The sequence below is a fragment of the Paenibacillus sp. FSL R5-0701 genome, from assembly GCF_037973995.1.
Classification (GTDB): domain Bacteria; phylum Bacillota; class Bacilli; order Paenibacillales; family Paenibacillaceae; genus Paenibacillus.
This window is the reverse complement of record NZ_CP150230.1, coordinates 6,274,559-6,293,143: the sequence shown is the minus strand read 5'-3', so window position 1 is coordinate 6,293,143 and position 18,585 is coordinate 6,274,559. Positions and strand designations below refer to the sequence as shown.

The 18,585-nt window shown below is 48.1% G+C and carries 11 protein-coding genes; all 11 read left to right on the top strand.

All coding sequences use genetic code 11. From position 1 onward, the window contains the following. Positions 1–95 precede the first annotated feature (95 nt). Positions 96–1,265, top strand: coding sequence for a trypsin-like peptidase domain-containing protein (locus MKZ13_RS27770; RefSeq protein ID WP_339179757.1), 1,170 nt, complete (start codon positions 96–98; stop codon positions 1,263–1,265). Continuing rightward, positions 1,252–3,204 (top strand): stalk domain-containing protein, encoded by a 1,953-nt coding sequence (locus MKZ13_RS27765; protein WP_339179755.1) that lies wholly within the window; start codon positions 1,252–1,254, stop codon positions 3,202–3,204. Before MKZ13_RS27770 ends, MKZ13_RS27765 begins: the two co-directional genes overlap by 14 nt. 328 nt (positions 3,205–3,532) lie before the next feature. After that, entirely contained in the window at positions 3,533–6,046 is a 2,514-nt protein-coding gene (locus tag MKZ13_RS27760; protein WP_017692029.1) for a U32 family peptidase, read from the top strand. A gap of 104 nt (positions 6,047–6,150) precedes the next feature. Further along, on the top strand, positions 6,151–9,801 hold the full coding sequence (locus MKZ13_RS27755) for a DEAD/DEAH box helicase (RefSeq protein WP_339179753.1): 3,651 nt from the start codon (positions 6,151–6,153) through the stop codon (positions 9,799–9,801). 297 nt (positions 9,802–10,098) lie between these two features. After that, positions 10,099–10,977 (top strand): UTP--glucose-1-phosphate uridylyltransferase GalU, encoded by an 879-nt coding sequence (gene galU / locus MKZ13_RS27750; RefSeq protein ID WP_076328769.1) that lies wholly within the window; start codon positions 10,099–10,101, stop codon positions 10,975–10,977. 181 nt (positions 10,978–11,158) lie between these two features. Continuing rightward, on the top strand, positions 11,159–11,707 hold the full coding sequence (gene rfbC / locus MKZ13_RS27745; RefSeq protein ID WP_339179751.1) for a dTDP-4-dehydrorhamnose 3,5-epimerase: 549 nt from the start codon (positions 11,159–11,161) through the stop codon (positions 11,705–11,707). Positions 11,708–11,761: 54 nt separating this feature from the next. Further along, the gene (rfbB, locus tag MKZ13_RS27740) at positions 11,762–12,787 is read left to right on the top strand and encodes a dTDP-glucose 4,6-dehydratase (protein WP_339179749.1); all 1,026 of its coding nucleotides are present in this window, start codon (positions 11,762–11,764) and stop codon (positions 12,785–12,787) included. Beyond that, positions 12,784–13,665 carry a dTDP-4-dehydrorhamnose reductase gene (gene rfbD / locus MKZ13_RS27735; RefSeq protein ID WP_339179746.1) on the top strand — a complete coding sequence of 294 codons (882 nt, stop codon included), beginning with the start codon at positions 12,784–12,786 and terminating at the stop codon, positions 13,663–13,665. Before rfbB ends, rfbD begins: the two co-directional genes overlap by 4 nt. A gap of 134 nt (positions 13,666–13,799) precedes the next feature. Beyond that, positions 13,800–14,675 (top strand): phosphatidylinositol-specific phospholipase C/glycerophosphodiester phosphodiesterase family protein, encoded by an 876-nt coding sequence (locus tag MKZ13_RS27730; RefSeq protein ID WP_339179743.1) that lies wholly within the window; start codon positions 13,800–13,802, stop codon positions 14,673–14,675. 115 nt (positions 14,676–14,790) lie between these two features. Next, on the top strand, positions 14,791–15,486 hold the full coding sequence (locus MKZ13_RS27725) for a heptaprenylglyceryl phosphate synthase (RefSeq protein ID WP_339179740.1): 696 nt from the start codon (positions 14,791–14,793) through the stop codon (positions 15,484–15,486). A gap of 531 nt (positions 15,487–16,017) precedes the next feature. Beyond that, positions 16,018–18,372: a DNA helicase PcrA gene (pcrA, locus tag MKZ13_RS27720; protein WP_339179738.1), complete on the top strand. Its 2,355-nt coding sequence runs from the start codon at positions 16,018–16,020 to the stop codon at positions 18,370–18,372. Positions 18,373–18,585 lie beyond the last annotated feature (213 nt).

Below are 18,585 nucleotides of genomic sequence, written 5' to 3'. Positions count from 1 at the left end.
CGGAATTGCAGATGAGAGAAAAAGAGAATAGATTCAGCGATGAATCCGATGTCGAGTCGCGCAAGAAGGATGTATAGAGAGGGTCAGGTGAGAATATGAGCGTGTTGGGTAAAAAGGGGATAGCCATACTGATGGCTGCTGTACTCTCGATTAGTGTAGCGGCAACGGCCGGTGCAGCTGAATCCAAAGCGGCGATGCAAGCTAAAGTGGTAGACGGTCAAGTCTATGTGAACACCAAGGATCTGCTCAAGGCAGTTGGTGGAAGTGGACAATATGATGCCAAATCCGGAACGTACACGTACAAGGGAAGTGAAGCCATTCCCAAAGTAATCGAAAAGGTATCTCCTTCGGTTGTAGGCATTATTGGGAAATCTACCGAAGTGCAGGACGGTGCAACATCAGACGACCGTTATAATCTTGCACATGGTACAGGTGTCATTATCCGGTCGAACGGATGGATTGTAACGAATGCTCATGTGGTCGACGGATTAACGAACCCCGTGGTCGTAACGACGGATGGCAATACATACAAAATTACGAAAACATACAGTGATGCACTAAGTGATCTGGCTCTAATCAAAATCAATGCCAAATCACTCAAACCGGCGAGCTTTGCCAAAGCTTCACAAACCACTGTTGGAGAAACGGTGATTGCCTTGGGTACGCCGATTTCCTTTTCTTTGCGCAACTCGGCAACGGTAGGGGTAATTAGCGGCTTGAATCGTGGTGTTGAGGCGACCTACCGGTTGATTCAGACCGACACGGCCATTAACCCAGGAAATAGCGGAGGACCGCTGGTCAACCTGAAGGGTGAAGTGGTTGGTATCAATTCCATGAAATTTTCTGCGGTCGGCGTAGAGAGTTTGGGATTTTCGATTCCAGTGGATACCGTTCAATATATCATTGATCAGTTTTTTAAATATGGCAAAATAAAACGTGCAAGTCTGGGACTACAGCTGGAAGAAAGTTGGTCTGCGATTGTGGGCCTGCCTACAGATGATCCCTTAACGATTACGGGCGTACTGTCTACTGAAGCCAAGAAAGCCAAAATCAAAGAGGGCGATGTCCTTTACAGTGTCGCGGGCATACGTGTCTCTTCAGTAGTGGATATCAATGAGTTGCTCAAAAAGTATCTGCCTGGGCAAAAGGTAAAGCTGTTGATGCAAACGGATGGCGATATCGTCACCCGCACGTTGGTGCTTGCTGATCGCGCAGACATCGTAGACGAGGAAGATGAAGCGTTCCTTGCAGATGAAGAACAATAAAGCCCGGCGATCAGCCCGGATGGAGAGAGGACGAAAGAACGGAATGAAAAAGTCATGGATACGTGTGCTAAGCACAGGTGTATTAACCGGGATGCTGACCATTGGCGCGGCATTGCCTGTATGGGCATCTGATCTGACGACAAGTGAACTACGAGTCAAAGCGGGGAGCACGAGCGCCTACATTAACGGCGATAAGCAGGCCATAGCCAAACCTTACAAGTTCAAGGGTGTTACGATGGTGCCTGTTGGTGTGTTCAAGAAAGCATTTGGCAGTGAAATCCGGCTGGAGAAAAATGATGTTGTCAAAATCAAGGAAGGTCCACACACGGTCACCCTAACGATTGGCAGTTCCATTGCCTGGGTGGATGGTGTAAAACATGAGATGGGTGCCGTTCCCAAGATGGTGAATGGCATACTTATGGTTCCACTTCGTCCGGTTGCTGCCGGTATCGGAGCGACGCTAGCTCCAACCAGCTCCGGAGAAATGGTCATTCGTCTGTTGCAAACCGATGATTCGGTGGATGACGAGGATGGCATTCATCCAGATGAAGGCAAAACCAGAATTGGTAACAGTTTTTACGGTTGGTCCATTAACTACCCGGCAGACCTTATAGTTTTCCAGACCGGTGAGCAGGAGCGCATGATGACTTTCGGCGCTGCGGACAACAGTTATTATCTTGAAGTGTATGTCAGCGATCAGGATGTGGCTCTGGATGCGGATGATTTGTTGCAGCAACTTGTCCAAGAGGCCAAACAATCGGGAGATACCGTGCTGGATCGTGAAGCGGTGTCAAAAGGCAAAACGCCATATGCACGGATTATCGTGAAAGATGTAGACGGCATGTTATGGGAGATGCGTCAGTATCTGAGCGAAGGTCGTCAATATGATGTGTACCTCGCGGATTACGAAGCCCTGAATTATAAAGATCTGGGCAAACGTGCAGCGCTGCTCAATTCATTCCAGCCAACCTATGCGGAATCGGATCGAACGATCAAGGATCTGTCCACCGTAGATAATGGCATGCGCTCCGCATGGAACGATGACTATGGTATTGAATTGATGATTCCAGCCGGCTGGTCGATGGATAACAATCAGATGATCTACGAAGCCAAGGACGGTGCATATCTGCAATGGCGTGTCACTTCGGCGAAGGCAGGTACTACGGTTAAAGACTGGAGCGGCCAACTGGATAAGTGGATGCGCGAGACATTTACACCAGAGAGTTACGAGCCAATTGGCTCATATACGATGGATATCTCGGGAGAGACTGCCGAGGTGAATGAATTCCGTTATAACTTTGGCGGGGGCTGGCAGACCGAGTTTGATGTTCTTTTGCAGAAGAATGGGTATCGATATTATGCAGAGTATACGTTCCCTGAGGAGCAAAGTGCAGATCGGACATGGTTCGAACGAATTATGAAGAGTGTGGAGATTGATTTTGATACGGTTGCCGATAATTTCGGTCAGCTGGATGAAGATCCTTATTTGACAGACAAAACGAAGACACTTACACGTACGTCCAAACGTTATAAATACAGTGTAGATATTCCGCGTTACTGGACGCCGTATAGTGATCGATTCGAATATTCACCTGTGGTGTACACCTTTACTGGCGGAGAATTCTCCATTGCGGCGAGCGAAGACAAGTCGATCGAGATGACGGTCAGCCAATTGAGAGAAGCCTATGCCGAAGCCACCAAAACCCGTAAGAACTTCAAGTTGCTTGGCAGTGAAGAGCTGACGTTTGCGGGTGTGCCTGCATTTTCCTTTACGTATCATGAGCTGGACAAAGGCGTGCCATATGCGGGTCGCCAGATCGTGTTTGAAAAGGACGGAACAACCTATACGATCACAAGTGGGCTGAATGATGCCAACAAGACAGAAGTTCAGGCGGCAGCCTTGGAAAAAGCAGTGAACTCATTTACATTTATTAAATAATAGTGATGCAAGCCGGAGGGTCAAAAGACCTTTCGGTTTTTTTCGTTGTACTGGAAATGAAAATGGTAAACGGTTTTTTCAGGAAACCGTAGAAGAGTCGGTGCAGAAGTGTTACAATATACTAGTTCAGGAGTTATGACTGCTGATCTGATGAATATGAATGACTGTAAGCTTGGAGTTCAGGCAATACAGACATAATAGATAGATATTGTAATACCGTGACAATGCAGGTGTACCCGATAAGGTGCAGTCTTAGGCTTAGTATGTTCAGGCGTTTAAGGATATAGGGATGAAATCCGGCGGATAGCCGGTTATGGGGAGGATCTACATGAAAACAGCAACAATACGAAGAGAAGACGTTGAACTTCTGGCACCTGCTGGTGACTGGGATTGTATGCGTTCGGCGGTAGCTAATGGCGCAGATGCAATTTTCTTCGGAGTCGAAAAGTTTAATGCACGGGCACGAGCGAACAATTTCCGTATGGACGAGCTGCCGGAGATAATGGCGTTTTTACACAGTTATGGCGTAAAAGGTTTTTTGACCTTTAATATATTGATTTTTGAAAATGAATTGACGGATGCAAAAGAACTGATTGATGCTTGTGTCGATGCTGGTGTGGATGCTGTAATTGTTCAGGATTTGGGTTTGGTGAAGATGATTCGCGAGATCTCGCCGGATTTCCCGATTCACGGTTCAACACAGATGACGATTACGTCCCCGGAAGCGGTTGAGTTTACGAAGCCTTTTGATATGGAACGTGTCGTTCTGGGACGGGAGAACAATCTGAAGCAGATCCAAAAGATCGGTGAGCAGGCGAAGCTTCCAATGGAAGTATTCGTTCATGGCGCGCTGTGTGTATCCTACTCGGGGCAGTGTCTGACTTCCGAAATGTGGGGAGGACGTTCGGCGAACCGTGGGGAGTGCGCGCAAGCTTGTCGTCTTCCGTACGACCTGATGGTGGATGGGGTGCACAAACCGATGGGTGATGTAGCCTATCTGTTGTCTCCGAAGGATCTGGCAGCGATTGACCTGATGCCGGAACTGATCGAAGCAGGAGTAACTTCTTTCAAAATTGAAGGACGTCTCAAAACGCCGGAATACGTAGCAAACGTAGTAAGCAAATATCGTAAAGCGATTGACCGTTATTTTGATGGAGATAACACACCGCCAAGCAAGGAAGAAGTTCGCGAATTGCAGCAAAGCTTCTCCCGTGGCTTCACACATGGTTTCCTGAGCGGTACAAATAACAAAGAACTGGTGGATGGAACATTCCCGAAAAGCCGTGGTGTCTACCTTGGTCGTGTGGATCAAGTGTTGCGCGATGGTGTGGTCCTGAAGCTGGATGCACCCGTGAAACGTGGAGATGGAATTGTATTTGACGCCGGAGACCCGACTCAGAAGGAAGAGGGCGGACGCGTATACGATGTACGTCGTAAAGGCGTAAAACTCGAAGGCGAAGCCGAAGAGGGCTGGATCGTTGATGTCGTGCCAGGCCGCAGTGACGTGGATCTGCGCCGCGTGAAAGTTGGCGACAAAGTGTGGAAAACGAATGACCCGGCGCTGGACAAACGACTGCGTCAAAGCTTTGAGACCGAGAAGCCGTACCGTGTATTCCCGGTGAAGGTGAAGGTCATTGGCAGCCCGGGGCAGCCGCTTAGCACATGGTGGACAGACGTGCAGAAAGGCACGACCGTCCGGATTGATTCCGAGATGGAACTGGACATCGCGCAGAAGCGTCCAATGACACATGAATTGCTCGAAGAGCAGTTCGGTCGTCTGGGAGGCACCGTGTTCCAGTTGGAAGGAATGGACGTCAATCTGCACGGTGATGTCATTATCCCGATGCGCGAGTTGAATAACATTCGCCGTCAGGCGGTAGAACAACTCGCGGGCGAGCGTCCTAAACCACCCGTCTACGTGAAACGGGCGGTAGATGTGTACGGCGATTCGGTTAAACCGGCATCACCAGTCGCTCGCGGTCAAGCAGAACTGACCGCACTCTGCCGTAGCCTGCCACAAGTGGAGGCAGCGATTGAAGCAGGAATCGGTATGATCTATGCCGACTTCGAGTTTATCAAACAGTTCCCGGCAGCCGTGGAAGCTGTGCATGCCGCTGGTCGCAAGATCGCGCTGGCAACACCGCGTATTCATATGCCTGGGGAGAACGGATATCATAACAACATCTTGCGTCTGAAGCCGGATGCGGTATTGGTACGTAATACAGGCGCACTGTACTTTTACCTTCGTCACCGGATGGAAAACCCGGATGCGAAGCACCCGGAACTGATCGGCGACTTCTCATTGAACATCGCTAATCACAAAGCAGTAGAATTGTTCCTGGAAGCAGGCTGTGACTGGATTACGCCATCCTATGACCTGAACATTCAACAAATGGTTGATTTGCTGGGCCACTCCCGTACAAGTCAGACCGAAGTGGTTATCCATCAGCATCTGCCGATGTTCCACACCGAGCACTGTGTATACTGTACGTTCATGAGTGAAGGAACAGACTTTACGAACTGTGGACGTCCTTGTGAGGAACAGCGTGCATCATTGCAAGACCGGATCGGTATGTCTCACCCGGTACGTGTGGATGAAGGCTGTCGTAATACGGTATACAATGCAGTGGAGCAGTCAGGTGCCGAATATCTGACCAACTTTATGGATCTGGGTGTATCTCGCTACCGTGTGGAATTCCTGGAAGAGACACCGGAGCAGGTACGCGAAGTAATCGATCTGTACAACCGTGCACTGCGCGGCGAGATCAGTGGTACACAAGTGTGGAAAACCCTAAAAGCAACGAACCAACTGGGCGTTACACGTGGTCAATTGGTGAAATAACGATTGTATGGTACAACAACAGTTACAAGCATGAAGGAACCCCAATCTCTGCTTCAAGGAGCTCTTGGGGTTTTTTTACATCATGACACAGGAGGCGAAGAAGCGTGGCGCCATTCACAATTATGGATATCAAATTGCTGTGCGGGGTCACGGCATTCAAGCGCGGAGAAGATTATAACCAATCTGGCAGGGTGACTAATCTGGTGGTTAGTGAGGATCAGCTTCATTTTGAAGCACAGGTACGTGGATCGGAGCGTTATCAGGTGACGGTGGATATAGATGGATCAGGTGAGATTGTGGCAGGCTGCAGTTGTCCGGGTGACGGCAGGCATTATGACTATTGCAAACATGTCGCTGCTGTCCTGTTGGCTATTCACGAATGGGGTGAGCAGCAGCAGCGTAATGCCACGATTGCCTCTGGGAAGCCTTCTCAACCGGCTACAGGCCAAGGAGCCAATGCCAGTTCTAACTTAGATTCCAAGTCCAAGGTCGGGACGCTAGTCGAAGAGAGCGTGTGGGAGCGCCCACAGTCTGCTTCACAACGAGAGCAACTGAATGATGCTCCAGAGCGTCCTCCGGTTCATTTTGCCCAGGCAGGTCGTCCAAGCTCAGCTTCGGGGTGGGGTCGCTCGGCAGATAAACCTTCTTACCGTACGGCGGATCAGATTCTGTCCATGTTTGCCAAGGATCGGAGACAGCTGCATGGAAATGACCGTAAATACACCGCCCCTGTCAACCGATCCTCCCTGCGGGAAGAGTTGCAGGTTCAGTTTATATGTAAGCTGATACAGGTTCATAAGGGTGGGGGGAAACTTGCTCTTGAATTGAAAGTGGGTAACAAACGGCTGTATGTGGTGCAGAAAGTGAAGCAATTCCTGAACTGCATCGAAAAGGGCGAGCCCATGTCATTTACCAAGCTGTTCCACTATGATCCATTAATGCATGTGTTCACTCCACAGGATCAGGCGATTCTCTCGATGCTTATTCGAATGAGACAGAGTGAGGAGGCCTACCGCCAATCCATCTCCGGTTATCTTGGAGCTTCGGACGGACGGGATATATTGATTGCTCCTCTGGTATGGAAGCCATTGCTGGAATTGCTGCTACAGGCTGACAGCCGGATGGAGGGCACAGGATTTGCCAATGGACCACTCACGCTGGGGGAAGGGGTACTTCCTTTATTTTACCGGATCGCCCAGGGAGCGAATGAAGGATATCAGCTTGAAATTTCGGGACTGCGTGAGCTGATTCTTCTTCCTGCTTATGATGCCGCTGTGGTGGAAGGACAGTTGCATATGTTGGAGCCGATGCAGATGCGAAGTCTGGAGGACTTGAGTGGGGCGCTCACCTCATATGGGATTAAGGAAAGCATTGATATTTCGACCCAGCAGGTGGATGAGTTCGTACAGCATGTCGTGCCAGAACTGCGTACGCTCGGCCATCTGTCTATTGATTCACAGGTACGTGAACAGATCGCGGAACCGGAACTCTCACCGAAGTTGTACATCGACTTCTATCGTGAGCGTATTACAGCGCGTCTGGAATTCGACTATGAGGTCATGGTTATTAATCCGCTTGCAGAGTACTTGATAGATGAAGAAGAGAAAAAGGTTATTTTGGTGCGTGATCGGTACAAGGAGCGGAATCTGATTGAACGGCTCGATCGATCCTTTCTCGAAAGAGATGGTAGTGTCTGGGCGAGTGAACGGGAAGATGCGATCTATGATGTCATGTATCATCTGTTGCCTGAGCTTGAGAAACAGGTAGACATCTACATGCCGAACGCCGTGAAGGCGATGGTGCAATCCTATCCGACACCACCGAAAGTCCGAGCAGACTTGGGGAGAGGACTGGACTGGCTGGAGATCTCATTCGAGATGGAAGGTGTGGACGAGCAGGAACTTCAGGAACTCATGCGTCGCATTGTGGAAAAGAAACCATATTTCCGTCTCAAGAGCGGTGTCTTTCTGTCGCTTGAAAATGAAGGTGCAGACAGTTTCGCTCATATGGCCGATTCACTGGGACTTGGGGCAGATGACATCAAAAGCAGCCATATCCGGCTGCCAGCTGTTCGGGCATTGCAATTGCCAGGCAGAGATGAAGTTTCCGGTCATGTGAAGTGGGGAGGTTCACTGAAACGTTTCCTTGATGATCTCCGAGATCCCGAGCGGATGGATTTTGCATTGCCGGAAGCTCTCACTCTCATCCTGCGGGATTATCAGAACAGTGGATACCAGTGGCTGCGTACCCTCGCTTATTATCGTTTTGGCGGCATTCTGGCGGATGATATGGGACTTGGCAAAACATTGCAAAGCATCGCGTATATCACAGCGGTACTTCAGGAGAAGCCTGAGTATAATTTGGACCATACGGGCGTTGATAAATACCGGGAGAGTGGCTCATTATGGGACGGTGAGATGTTGGCTACCTCCGACATCGATCCCGAAACGGGGCTCCCATTGGATAAGATGGCTTCAGAGAATACGGATGGCTTATTGTCCACGATGCAGCAGGATGGGCTGACGATCCGAACGAAGGTCATTCATCCTCCGGTACTTGTCGTGGCGCCTGCCTCGCTTACCTATAACTGGGCTAATGAGTTTACGCGGTTCGCCCCGCACCTGAAGGTTTTGATCGCAGCCGGTCAGAAAGAAGAGCGAGCCAGCATGCTTTCAGGTATGGATGAGGCAGATGTGATTGTGACGTCGTATCCTTTGTTACGCCGGGATCTAGACACGTACCTTGGCCGAACATTCCATACGCTCATTCTGGATGAGGCTCAGGCGATCAAAAATGCTTCTTCCCAAACCGCGCAGGCGGTCAAACAGATTCAGGCCCCGCGCCGCTTTGCGCTCACAGGTACACCTGTGGAGAACTCGCTGGATGAATTGTGGTCCATTTTTGAAGCCGTATTCCCTGGGTTGTTTCCCAGTTACAGAAGATTCCGCGACCTTCCTCCGGAACGGATCTCGCGGATGGTGCGTCCGTTTATTCTGCGCCGCCTGAAGAAGGATGTGCTGGAAGAATTGCCTGATCGAATTGAAACGGTACAGCGCTCAGAGCTTACGGTTGAACAGAAGAAACTTTACGCCGCATATCTTTCTCAACTTCAGGATGAAGCATCGAAGGACATGGAGGATAACGGATTCCAGAAGAATCGTATCAAAATTTTGGCTGGCATCACGCGTTTGCGTCAGTTGTGTTGTCATCCGGCCCTCTTTGTTGACGGGTACCAAGGTGATTCCGGGAAAATGGAACAGTTGCTTGAAACGGTCGAGGATTGTTTGGCTTCAGGCAAACGTATTCTTATCTTCTCCCAATTTGCGAGCATGTTGAACCTGATTCGCCAGACGCTCACGGCACAGGGAAGAAATCTGTTCTATCTCGATGGTCAGACCCCTGCACAGAGCCGTGTCGAGATGTGCCGCAGATTTAATGAGGGCGAAGCAGAATTGTTTCTGATTTCTCTTAAGGCTGGAGGGACAGGACTAAACTTAACAGGTGCAGATACCGTTATATTATATGATCTATGGTGGAATCCTGCGGTGGAAGAACAGGCTATTGGCCGTGCTCATCGCATGGGACAGAAACAAGTGGTGCAAGTCATCCGCTTAGTTACCGAAGGTACGATCGAAGAGAAGATTTTGGAGCTCCAGCAGCGGAAGAAGGACTTGATTGCCGAAGTGATCGAACCGGGAGACGGAGGATCGACAACCTTATCCGAACAGGATATCCGCGAATTATTGATGGTATAATAGAGTCCAAGCATCGTAGCACTCAGAATCATTAAATATATGAATCTATACAAGTTGGACTAATCATTTACACGAGAAACGTAGAGGACAGAAAAAAGCTGGAGAAGCGGAGGGTTCGCCTAAAAGCTTTCTGAAAGAAAGCTGCATCGGAAGCATAAGCTATCACCAGATTTTAACCTTTGTAAAAGTGAATTAAAAAATCGGGGGATAACAGCGATCGGAAGGTTGTTCTGTCATCGGAGTGGTAAGTGTAAATATGCTTTAGTTTAACTTGTTTAACAAAAGGAGTGGGTTCGTATGCGTATTCGCAAAGCGATTATTCCAGCCGCAGGACTGGGTACCCGGTTTTTGCCTGCCACCAAGGCGATGCCTAAGGAAATGCTGCCCATCGTGGACAAGCCAACGATCCAGTATATTATTGAAGAAGCCGTAGCTTCAGGCATTGAAGATATCATTATTGTGACAGGTAAAGGGAAGCGGGCCATTGAAGATCACTTCGATTATTCTTTTGAGCTGGAGCAGAATCTGGCGGACAAACAGAAGTGGGACTTGCTTAACGAAGTACGCAAACCCTCCGAGATGGCAGATATCCATTATATCCGTCAAAAGGAACCGAAGGGACTTGGTCACGCCATCTGGTGCGCCCGCAAGTTTATCGGCAACGAACCTTTTGCCGTCCTGTTAGGGGACGATATTGTGGAAGCGGAACATCCCTGCCTGAAGCAGATGATCGATGTCTATGATGAACTGCAATCTCCAATTGTTGGTGTACAGCCTGTTGATTGGAGTGAGGTATCCCGCTATGGGATAGTGGACGGAGAGTTGCTGACCCCTACCGATGATCGTGTTTTTCGCGCTAGGCGCTTAATTGAGAAACCAAAGACCGAAGATTCACCCTCGAACTTGGCTATTATGGGACGTTACATTCTTACACCAGATATCTTCGACATCCTGGGTCAACAATCTGCTGGTGTTGGGGGAGAAATCCAGCTCACGGATGCCTTATCCCGACTGAATGAGCAGCGGCAGATTCTCGCATATCACTTTGATGGATTGCGTCATGATGTTGGCGAGAAGTTGGGCTTTATTGAGACATCGATTCACTACGCATTGCAGCGCCCGGATCTACGGAAAGATCTCTTAAAGTATTTAGAACAGGTCGTGAAGGATCAATAAATGGTTTTCCGCAATCCCTTGAAGTCCAGCCGAAGAATGATATCGCGGCTGGGCTTTAATTTATTTTATGGAAGAGTAAATATGAGGGTTATACAGGCCAATGAACAAACACTTACCCGACACTTTACATATACATAGTCAATATGAAGAAATGATGTCAACAGCAAAACGGAGGGATGTCATGAAGGTACTTCCGCTGTTTATGGATGGCGCTGCCATATTGGAACCCAAGGTTTATGGTGATCACCGTGGATATTTTATGGAGAGTTATAATGAGCAGGTTCTGCATGAACAGGGGATACAGCACGTCTTTATTCAGGACAATCAATCCTTGTCGGCTGAAGCAGGTGTTCTGCGTGGGCTTCATTATCAGCTTAAGCCCAAAGCACAGACTAAATTGGTGAGGGTTATATCTGGGGCTATCTATGATGTGATTGTGGATGTCCGCACCTCATCCCCTACTTTTGGCCAATGGAAAAGTGTCATTCTAAGTGAGTACAACCAGCGGCAACTGCTTGTTCCTCAAGGCTTTGCTCATGGATTTTGTACATTGGTGCCTCATTCCCAAGTAACTTATAAGGTAGACGCCTATTATTCGCCTGAACATGACCGTGGAATTCTATGGAATGATCCGTCGCTCGCCATTGATTGGCCTGTGACGAAACCTATATTATCGGAGAAGGATCAGAAGCATCCTTTACTGAAAGATGCTGAACTGAACTTTGACTAATTAATCAGACTTTTCAGATACTTCTGTATCTGGAGGCAGAGGGAGAGAGACCGCATGAAACTACTGGTTACGGGTGGGGCCGGATTTATCGGCAGCAACTTTGTGTTATATATGCTTCGTGAACATCCGAGTTATGAAATTATCAATGTGGATGCATTAACGTATGCAGGGAACTTGGAGAACTTGCATACGGTAGAGTCCAATCCCCGATATACCTTCATCAAGGCAGATATTGCAGATGTACAGCAGATGGAAGCTGTTTTTTCCCAAGGCATCGATGTGGTTGTGAATTTCGCTGCCGAGTCTCATGTGGATCGAAGTATTCTGTCCCCGGATATCTTTGTGCGTACCAATGTGATGGGTACTCAGGTTCTGCTGGATGCGGCAAAGAAGTATCAAGTCACCAAATTTGTTCAGGTATCGACGGATGAGGTGTATGGATCATTGGGTGCAGCAGGTTTATTTACTGAAGATACACCTCTGATGCCAAACAGTCCTTACTCTGCAAGTAAAGCTGGCGGGGATCTACTCGTAAGAGCTTATCATGAAACCTTTGGACTGCCTGTGAATATTACACGTTGCTCTAATAACTACGGGCCTTTTCAATTCCCTGAGAAACTGATTCCGCTGATTATATCCCGTGCATTAAATGATGAAGCCATTCCAGTATATGGTGACGGCCTCAATATTCGTGACTGGCTTTATGTCGAGGATCACTGTAGCGCGATTGATTTGGTGATTCATAATGGACAATCTGGAGAGGTATATAATATTGGCGGTAATAACGAACGTACTAATATGTATATTGTGCAGACTGTTTTGGAGCAACTGGGCAAACCAGCGAGTTTGATTAAACATGTACAGGACCGCTTGGGACATGACCGACGTTACGGTATAGATCCAACCAAAATACGTACAGAGCTCGGTTGGCAACCTGCACATAACTTTGAGACAGGGATCAGGGAGACAATCCAGTGGTATCTGAAACATCAAGACTGGTGGACGAGAATTCAATCAGGCGCGTATCAGGATTATGTCCAGCTTCAGTACGGTAAGCGGATGGGTGATTCTTCCCAATGAACTATAGAGTTATGGTGACTGGCTCCGCGGGACAGCTGGGTTATGATGTGGTGAAGACCTTCCAAGCAGAGGGTCATCAAGTACTGGCCTGTGATAGAAATCAGATGGATATTACCGATCAACAGCAGTGCACAAGTATGATTACAACGTTCCAGCCTCACATCATTATTCACTGTGCTGCCTACACGGCAGTTGATCAGGCTGAAGTGGATGAGGATGCAGCATACGCTGTGAATGTTTCAGGCACTAGAAATATTGCGGTTGCTGCCGAGAGTGTGAATGCGAAGCTCGTGTATATCAGTACCGATTATGTATTTGATGGGAGCGGGAGTACACCTTACCGAGAGTACGATGTAACCAATCCCCATAGTGTGTATGGCAAGTCCAAGCTTGCGGGGGAACGACTGGTTCAAAGTTTGTGTACGCAATGGTTTATCATTCGAACATCATGGGTGTTTGGCATATATGGCAGTAATTTTGTCAAAACCATGCTGGCACTTATGGAGAAGCGTCCACAACTGCAAGTTGTTCATGACCAACAAGGTTCGCCCACCTATACGGTGGATCTTGCCCGTTTCATTCATACTCTTTCTACGAGTGAAAAATATGGTATCTATCATGCTTCCAATTCAGGAACTTGCACATGGTACGATTTTGCACAGGCAATAAGAGAGGAAGCCGGTAAGCAGAGTGGGTTCGAGCCGACAGCCGAACTAACGCCATGCACAACCGATCAGTTTCCGCGTCCAGCCCCTCGTCCTGCATACTCGGTGATGGATCATCTTGCGATTCGAACGAACGGTCTGGAACCTCTGAGACCTTGGCGTGAGGCACTGATTGCGTTTTTGAAAGAGTGGAGTGTACAGCAAAAGGACTGAGCATGTGGAGGGTCTCTGCTTTATACCCATAGTTTACCCACCATTTAACAGCCGCCTCGGGCGGCTATTTTGTTTTGCACCTCATCAATTCGGGTAGTTAGCTAACAAAAAGGTACTGAGGATGTGAATGTGATATGAAACGCATTGCCGCCGTATTAATACTACTGATCGTTACCGTGGGCACACTCTTTTTCGCCTATGAAAGCGAGAGTGAGGAACAACGGGACGGATTTACCGCTTATAGATTAATCGCCCATGCGATGGGCAGCATTCGTGATCAACCCTATACCAATGCCTATGAAGCGATGATTGCCAATTACGAGAAAGGTACACGTGTATTTGAGATCGACTTTATGTTGACTTCGGATCGCAAAGCCGTAGCCAGACATGAATGGACCGCTAATATGAGTAAAATGCTAGGACAAGAAGAAGAGCTTCCAGAGGATAAACAGGCCGGGGCGTTGACACATGATGAATTCATGGATACGCCAATCTTGGGCATGTATCAACCCATGGATGCCGATGGCATTATAGATGTACTGGCTGAGTACCCGGATATGTATATCGTAACCGACACCAAGGAACAGAAGGATGAGGATATTCAGCAGGTGTTAAGATCCCTCGTGGATGCAGCCAAAGAACATGACCCATCCGTGCTGGATCGGGTGGTTGTACAGATTTATAACGAACCGATGCTCGAAACGGTGAAAGAAGTCTATGCATTCCCTTCCATTATCTATACGTTATATGCCACACAGGATACAGAAGCTCAGGTTGTTGATTTTGTGCAAAAGAATGATATTGATGCCGTGACTATGCCGGAATATAAAGTAAACCAGAATTTCGTCGCCAAGCTGAATAGCGCAGGCTCAGTCACCTACGTGCATACCATCAATGACACTGAACAGGTGGCTAACTATGAGAAATGGGGCGTGTACGGGGTCTACTCGGACGTGCTGACGGAGCAGGAACTGGTTGAGATGAATACACGTTTTGCCTGGAAACCGTAAAAATTCATGTTTTTCTGTTCCCCTTTTTATACGAACATTGACACTCACTGTCTGCTGACTTAGACTTAGTTTACAAGCTTTCTAGGATGCAGAAGAACCTCTGGAGGAATGTTCGTTGATAGACATGATTAAGCAGTGGAGACATGTATTTAAGCTTGACCCGGACCGGGAGATTACGGACGAAGAACTCGATCTGGTCTGCATGTCGGGGACCGATGCAATTATCGTCGGTGGATCTTCCGGAATTACCTATGATAACACGGTAGATCTGATGTCCCGTGTGCGTCGTTATGAGTTGCCATGTGTGCTTGAAGTATCTGACCTAGAGGCTGTTGTTCCCGGCTTTGATGGCTATTTGATCCCAATGGTCCTGAATGCAACGGACAGCAAATGGATGATTGGGCACCACCAGCAAGCCATAGAGCGTTACGGTTATCTTATCCCTTGGGATCTGCTGATTGCCGAGGGTTATATTGTGCTTAATGCAAACTCCACGGTAGCGCGGTTAACTGGTGCAGATACGGAACTGACGACAGGAGCTGCGGTGGCATACGCCCAGGCTGCGGAGCGTCTGCTCAATCTTCCAATTGTATACATGGAGTACAGCGGAACGTTCGGAGATATGGAGCTTGTTGGTGAGACACACAGACAATTGGATCGGGCACACCTTATCTACGGCGGCGGAATTGATGATCCGGAGAAAGCCTCGCAAGCTGCCCAGGTGGCAGATACCGTCGTGGTAGGTAACATTGTGTATAGCGATTTGACTAAGGCACTTGAGACGGTGTTGGCCGTAAAAGGAACCATTTAATCGGTTTAGTTTACCATTCCCCCATTTTCCCCTTATGATCTGTTAAAATAGAACTTTGCCCTTACTAATTAAAGAAGTTATATGAGCGTAATGTCGTTTACACGAGAACAAAGAGGAGAGAAGTGAGCTGGAGAAACGAAATGCTCGTTCAAAGCTTTCTGTAAGAAAGCTAAATCCTAAGCATGCTTCTATTACCTGATTTTGTTCTTTTTTTACTAAGAGATTCGTATACAGAACTATGTTTACACAGAAACGGAGAGTGCAGAAGCAATCTGAAGAAACGAAGTGTTCTCTCTTGTGTTTTTACTACCTTTAAATATAAGCTAAACTAATTTTTACACGAGAACGTAGAGGACAGAAATAAGCTGGAGAAGCGGAGCGTTCGCCTTTATTACCGGATTTTCACCTTTGAAAAAGTAGATCGAAAAATCCGGGAATAACAGCGATCGGAAGATTATTCTGTCATCGGAGTGGCGAGTGTAACCTATTAATTTTGCTTTATAGACCAACCAACGAAAGGAGCATGCATGCATGCAACCTGTAAATATACATGATGCCGTTGCACGACTTAACACCCCTCAACGGCAAGCCGTCGAGGCGACGGATGGCCCGCTGCTAATTATGGCCGGAGCGGGCTCTGGCAAGACGCGAGTGCTGACACACCGGATTGCCTACCTCATTGCAACACGGAAGGCACCCCCGTGGGGCATTTTAGCGATTACATTTACGAACAAAGCCGCCCGTGAGATGCAAGACCGTGTATCCCAACTGGTTGGTGGCTCCCAAGGCCGCGACATTTGGGTATCCACGTTCCACTCCATGTGCGTGCGAATTCTGCGCCGTGATATTGAACGTATTGGCTTTACCTCCAACTTCAGTATTTTGGACTCATCGGACCAATTATCTGTTATTCGCAGCTGTATGAAAGATCAGAATATCGATACCAAGAAATTCGAACCGAAAGCAGTTCAATCGATGATGAGCACGGCCAAGAATGAACTGATTAGTCCGGAGCAATATGAGAAGCAGGCAGGAGATTATTTCGAAGGTATTGTAGCGAAGATATATAAGATGTACCAGAAACGGTTAAGAGCCAACAACTCACTTGATTTCGACGATCTCATTATGCAGACTATTCAACTGTTCAAAGAAGTGCCGGAAGTCCTCGACTTTTATCAAAAGAAATTCCAGTACATTCACGTGGACGAGTACCAGGATACGAACCGTGCACAGTACATGCTGTGCCGCATGCTGGCTGACAGTCACCACCACATCTGCGTTGTAGGGGATAGTGACCAGTCGATTTATCGCTGGCGTGGGGCGGATATCAGCAATATCCTGAACTTTGAGAAAGACTACCCTGAAGCAAGTACGATTTTGCTGGAGCAGAACTATCGTTCAACTTCCAATATCCTGAATGCAGCCAATGAAGTGATCGGCCTGAATACAGGGCGTAAACCGAAGAAACTGTGGACGGACAAAGAGGGTGGTTCGAAGATCAAGGTGTACCGTGCGGATTCCGAGCATGATGAGGGGTATTTTGTTACCTCCGAGATTAGTAAAAATGTGAAGAACGGCAAATCCTATCAAAACCATGCTATTTTGTACCGTACCAACGCCCAGTCCCGGGTTATAGAGGAAATTCTGATCAAGTCTGATATTCCGTATCAGATTGTCGGCGGCATTAAGTTCTATGATCGTAAAGAGATCAAGGACATTCTGGCGTATCTGCGCCTGTTATCTAACCCCGACGATGATATCAGTCTTACCCGGATCATTAATGTACCGAAACGTAGCATCGGTGATACAACGGTAGCGAAGCTGGCGGCTGCGGCAGGAGAGCGTGGAATTTCTATTTTCCGTGTACTTCAGGTCGTAGATGATCTTGGTTTTGCTGGCCGTACGCGTAATGCGCTGGTGGAGTTCTATGACATGATCGCTGCGTTGCATCAGATGGTAGAGTATCTGTCTGTAACTGAACTGACTGAGAAGATTCTTGAGATGAGTCAATACCGTCTTGAAATGCAAAATGAAAACACACTCGAATCCCGTGCACGGCTGGAGAACATTGAAGAGTTCCTGTCGGTAACGATGGAATTCGAGAAAAATAATGAAGACAAAACGCTGGTGTCGTTCCTCACCGATCTTGCATTGATTGCTGACATCGACAGCATGAACGATGATGAAGAGGATCAGAGCGACGCGGTTACCCTGATGACCATGCACAGCGCCAAAGGTCTGGAGTTCCCGGTTGTCTTTATCGTGGGTATGGAGGAAGGAGTCTTCCCGCATAGCCGTGCCTTTATGGACAATGAAGAACTGGAAGAAGAACGCCGACTTGCTTATGTAGGGATCACCCGTGCGGAAGAGCAACTGTTCCTGTCCTGTGCACAGATGCGGACGTTGTTTGGACGTACCGCAGCGAACCCACCTTCCCGCTTCTTGGATGAAATTCCGGATGAGCTGAAGGAAGACACCTCCATGGCTCGTGATCGTTACCGTCGTGGAAGTAGCGGAGGCGGCTCATATGGTGGACGTGGGTTAGGCTCTAGTGGAGGAAGTAACTTCGGTGGTGGCACCAAGCTGTTCGATCACCAAAGCAAGAGTGGTTCATCTGCTACCTCATCCACGCCAACTTCTCGTGTGACCACGAGTACCTCCCGCCCAACATACTCTACGCCATCATCTGCTTCCAAGCCAGTAGCTTCTGATGGTGAAGCAGGATTCAAGGCAGGAGATAAAGTGCAGCATGGCAAATGGGGAACAGGCACCATTGTTGCGGTCAAAGGGACAGGTAATGATACCGAACTGCAGATTGCCTTCCCGGCTCCGGTGGGTGTGAAACGTTTGCTTGCCGGCTTTGCCCCAATTACCAAAGTAGAATGATTTTTGAACGAAACTTCCTTTTGCACGATAACAGAGAGACTAAAATAACTTGAAGAAGCATGGCGTTTGCCTTTATCCCCGGATTTCTACCTTCAAATTGGATAAAAAGAAATCCGGGGATAACAGCGATTGGAAAGTTAATCTGTTATCGGAGTTTACGTGCAATAGGAGTGTTCGTTCTACATATATGATCAAATTAACGGAGGGATGGCC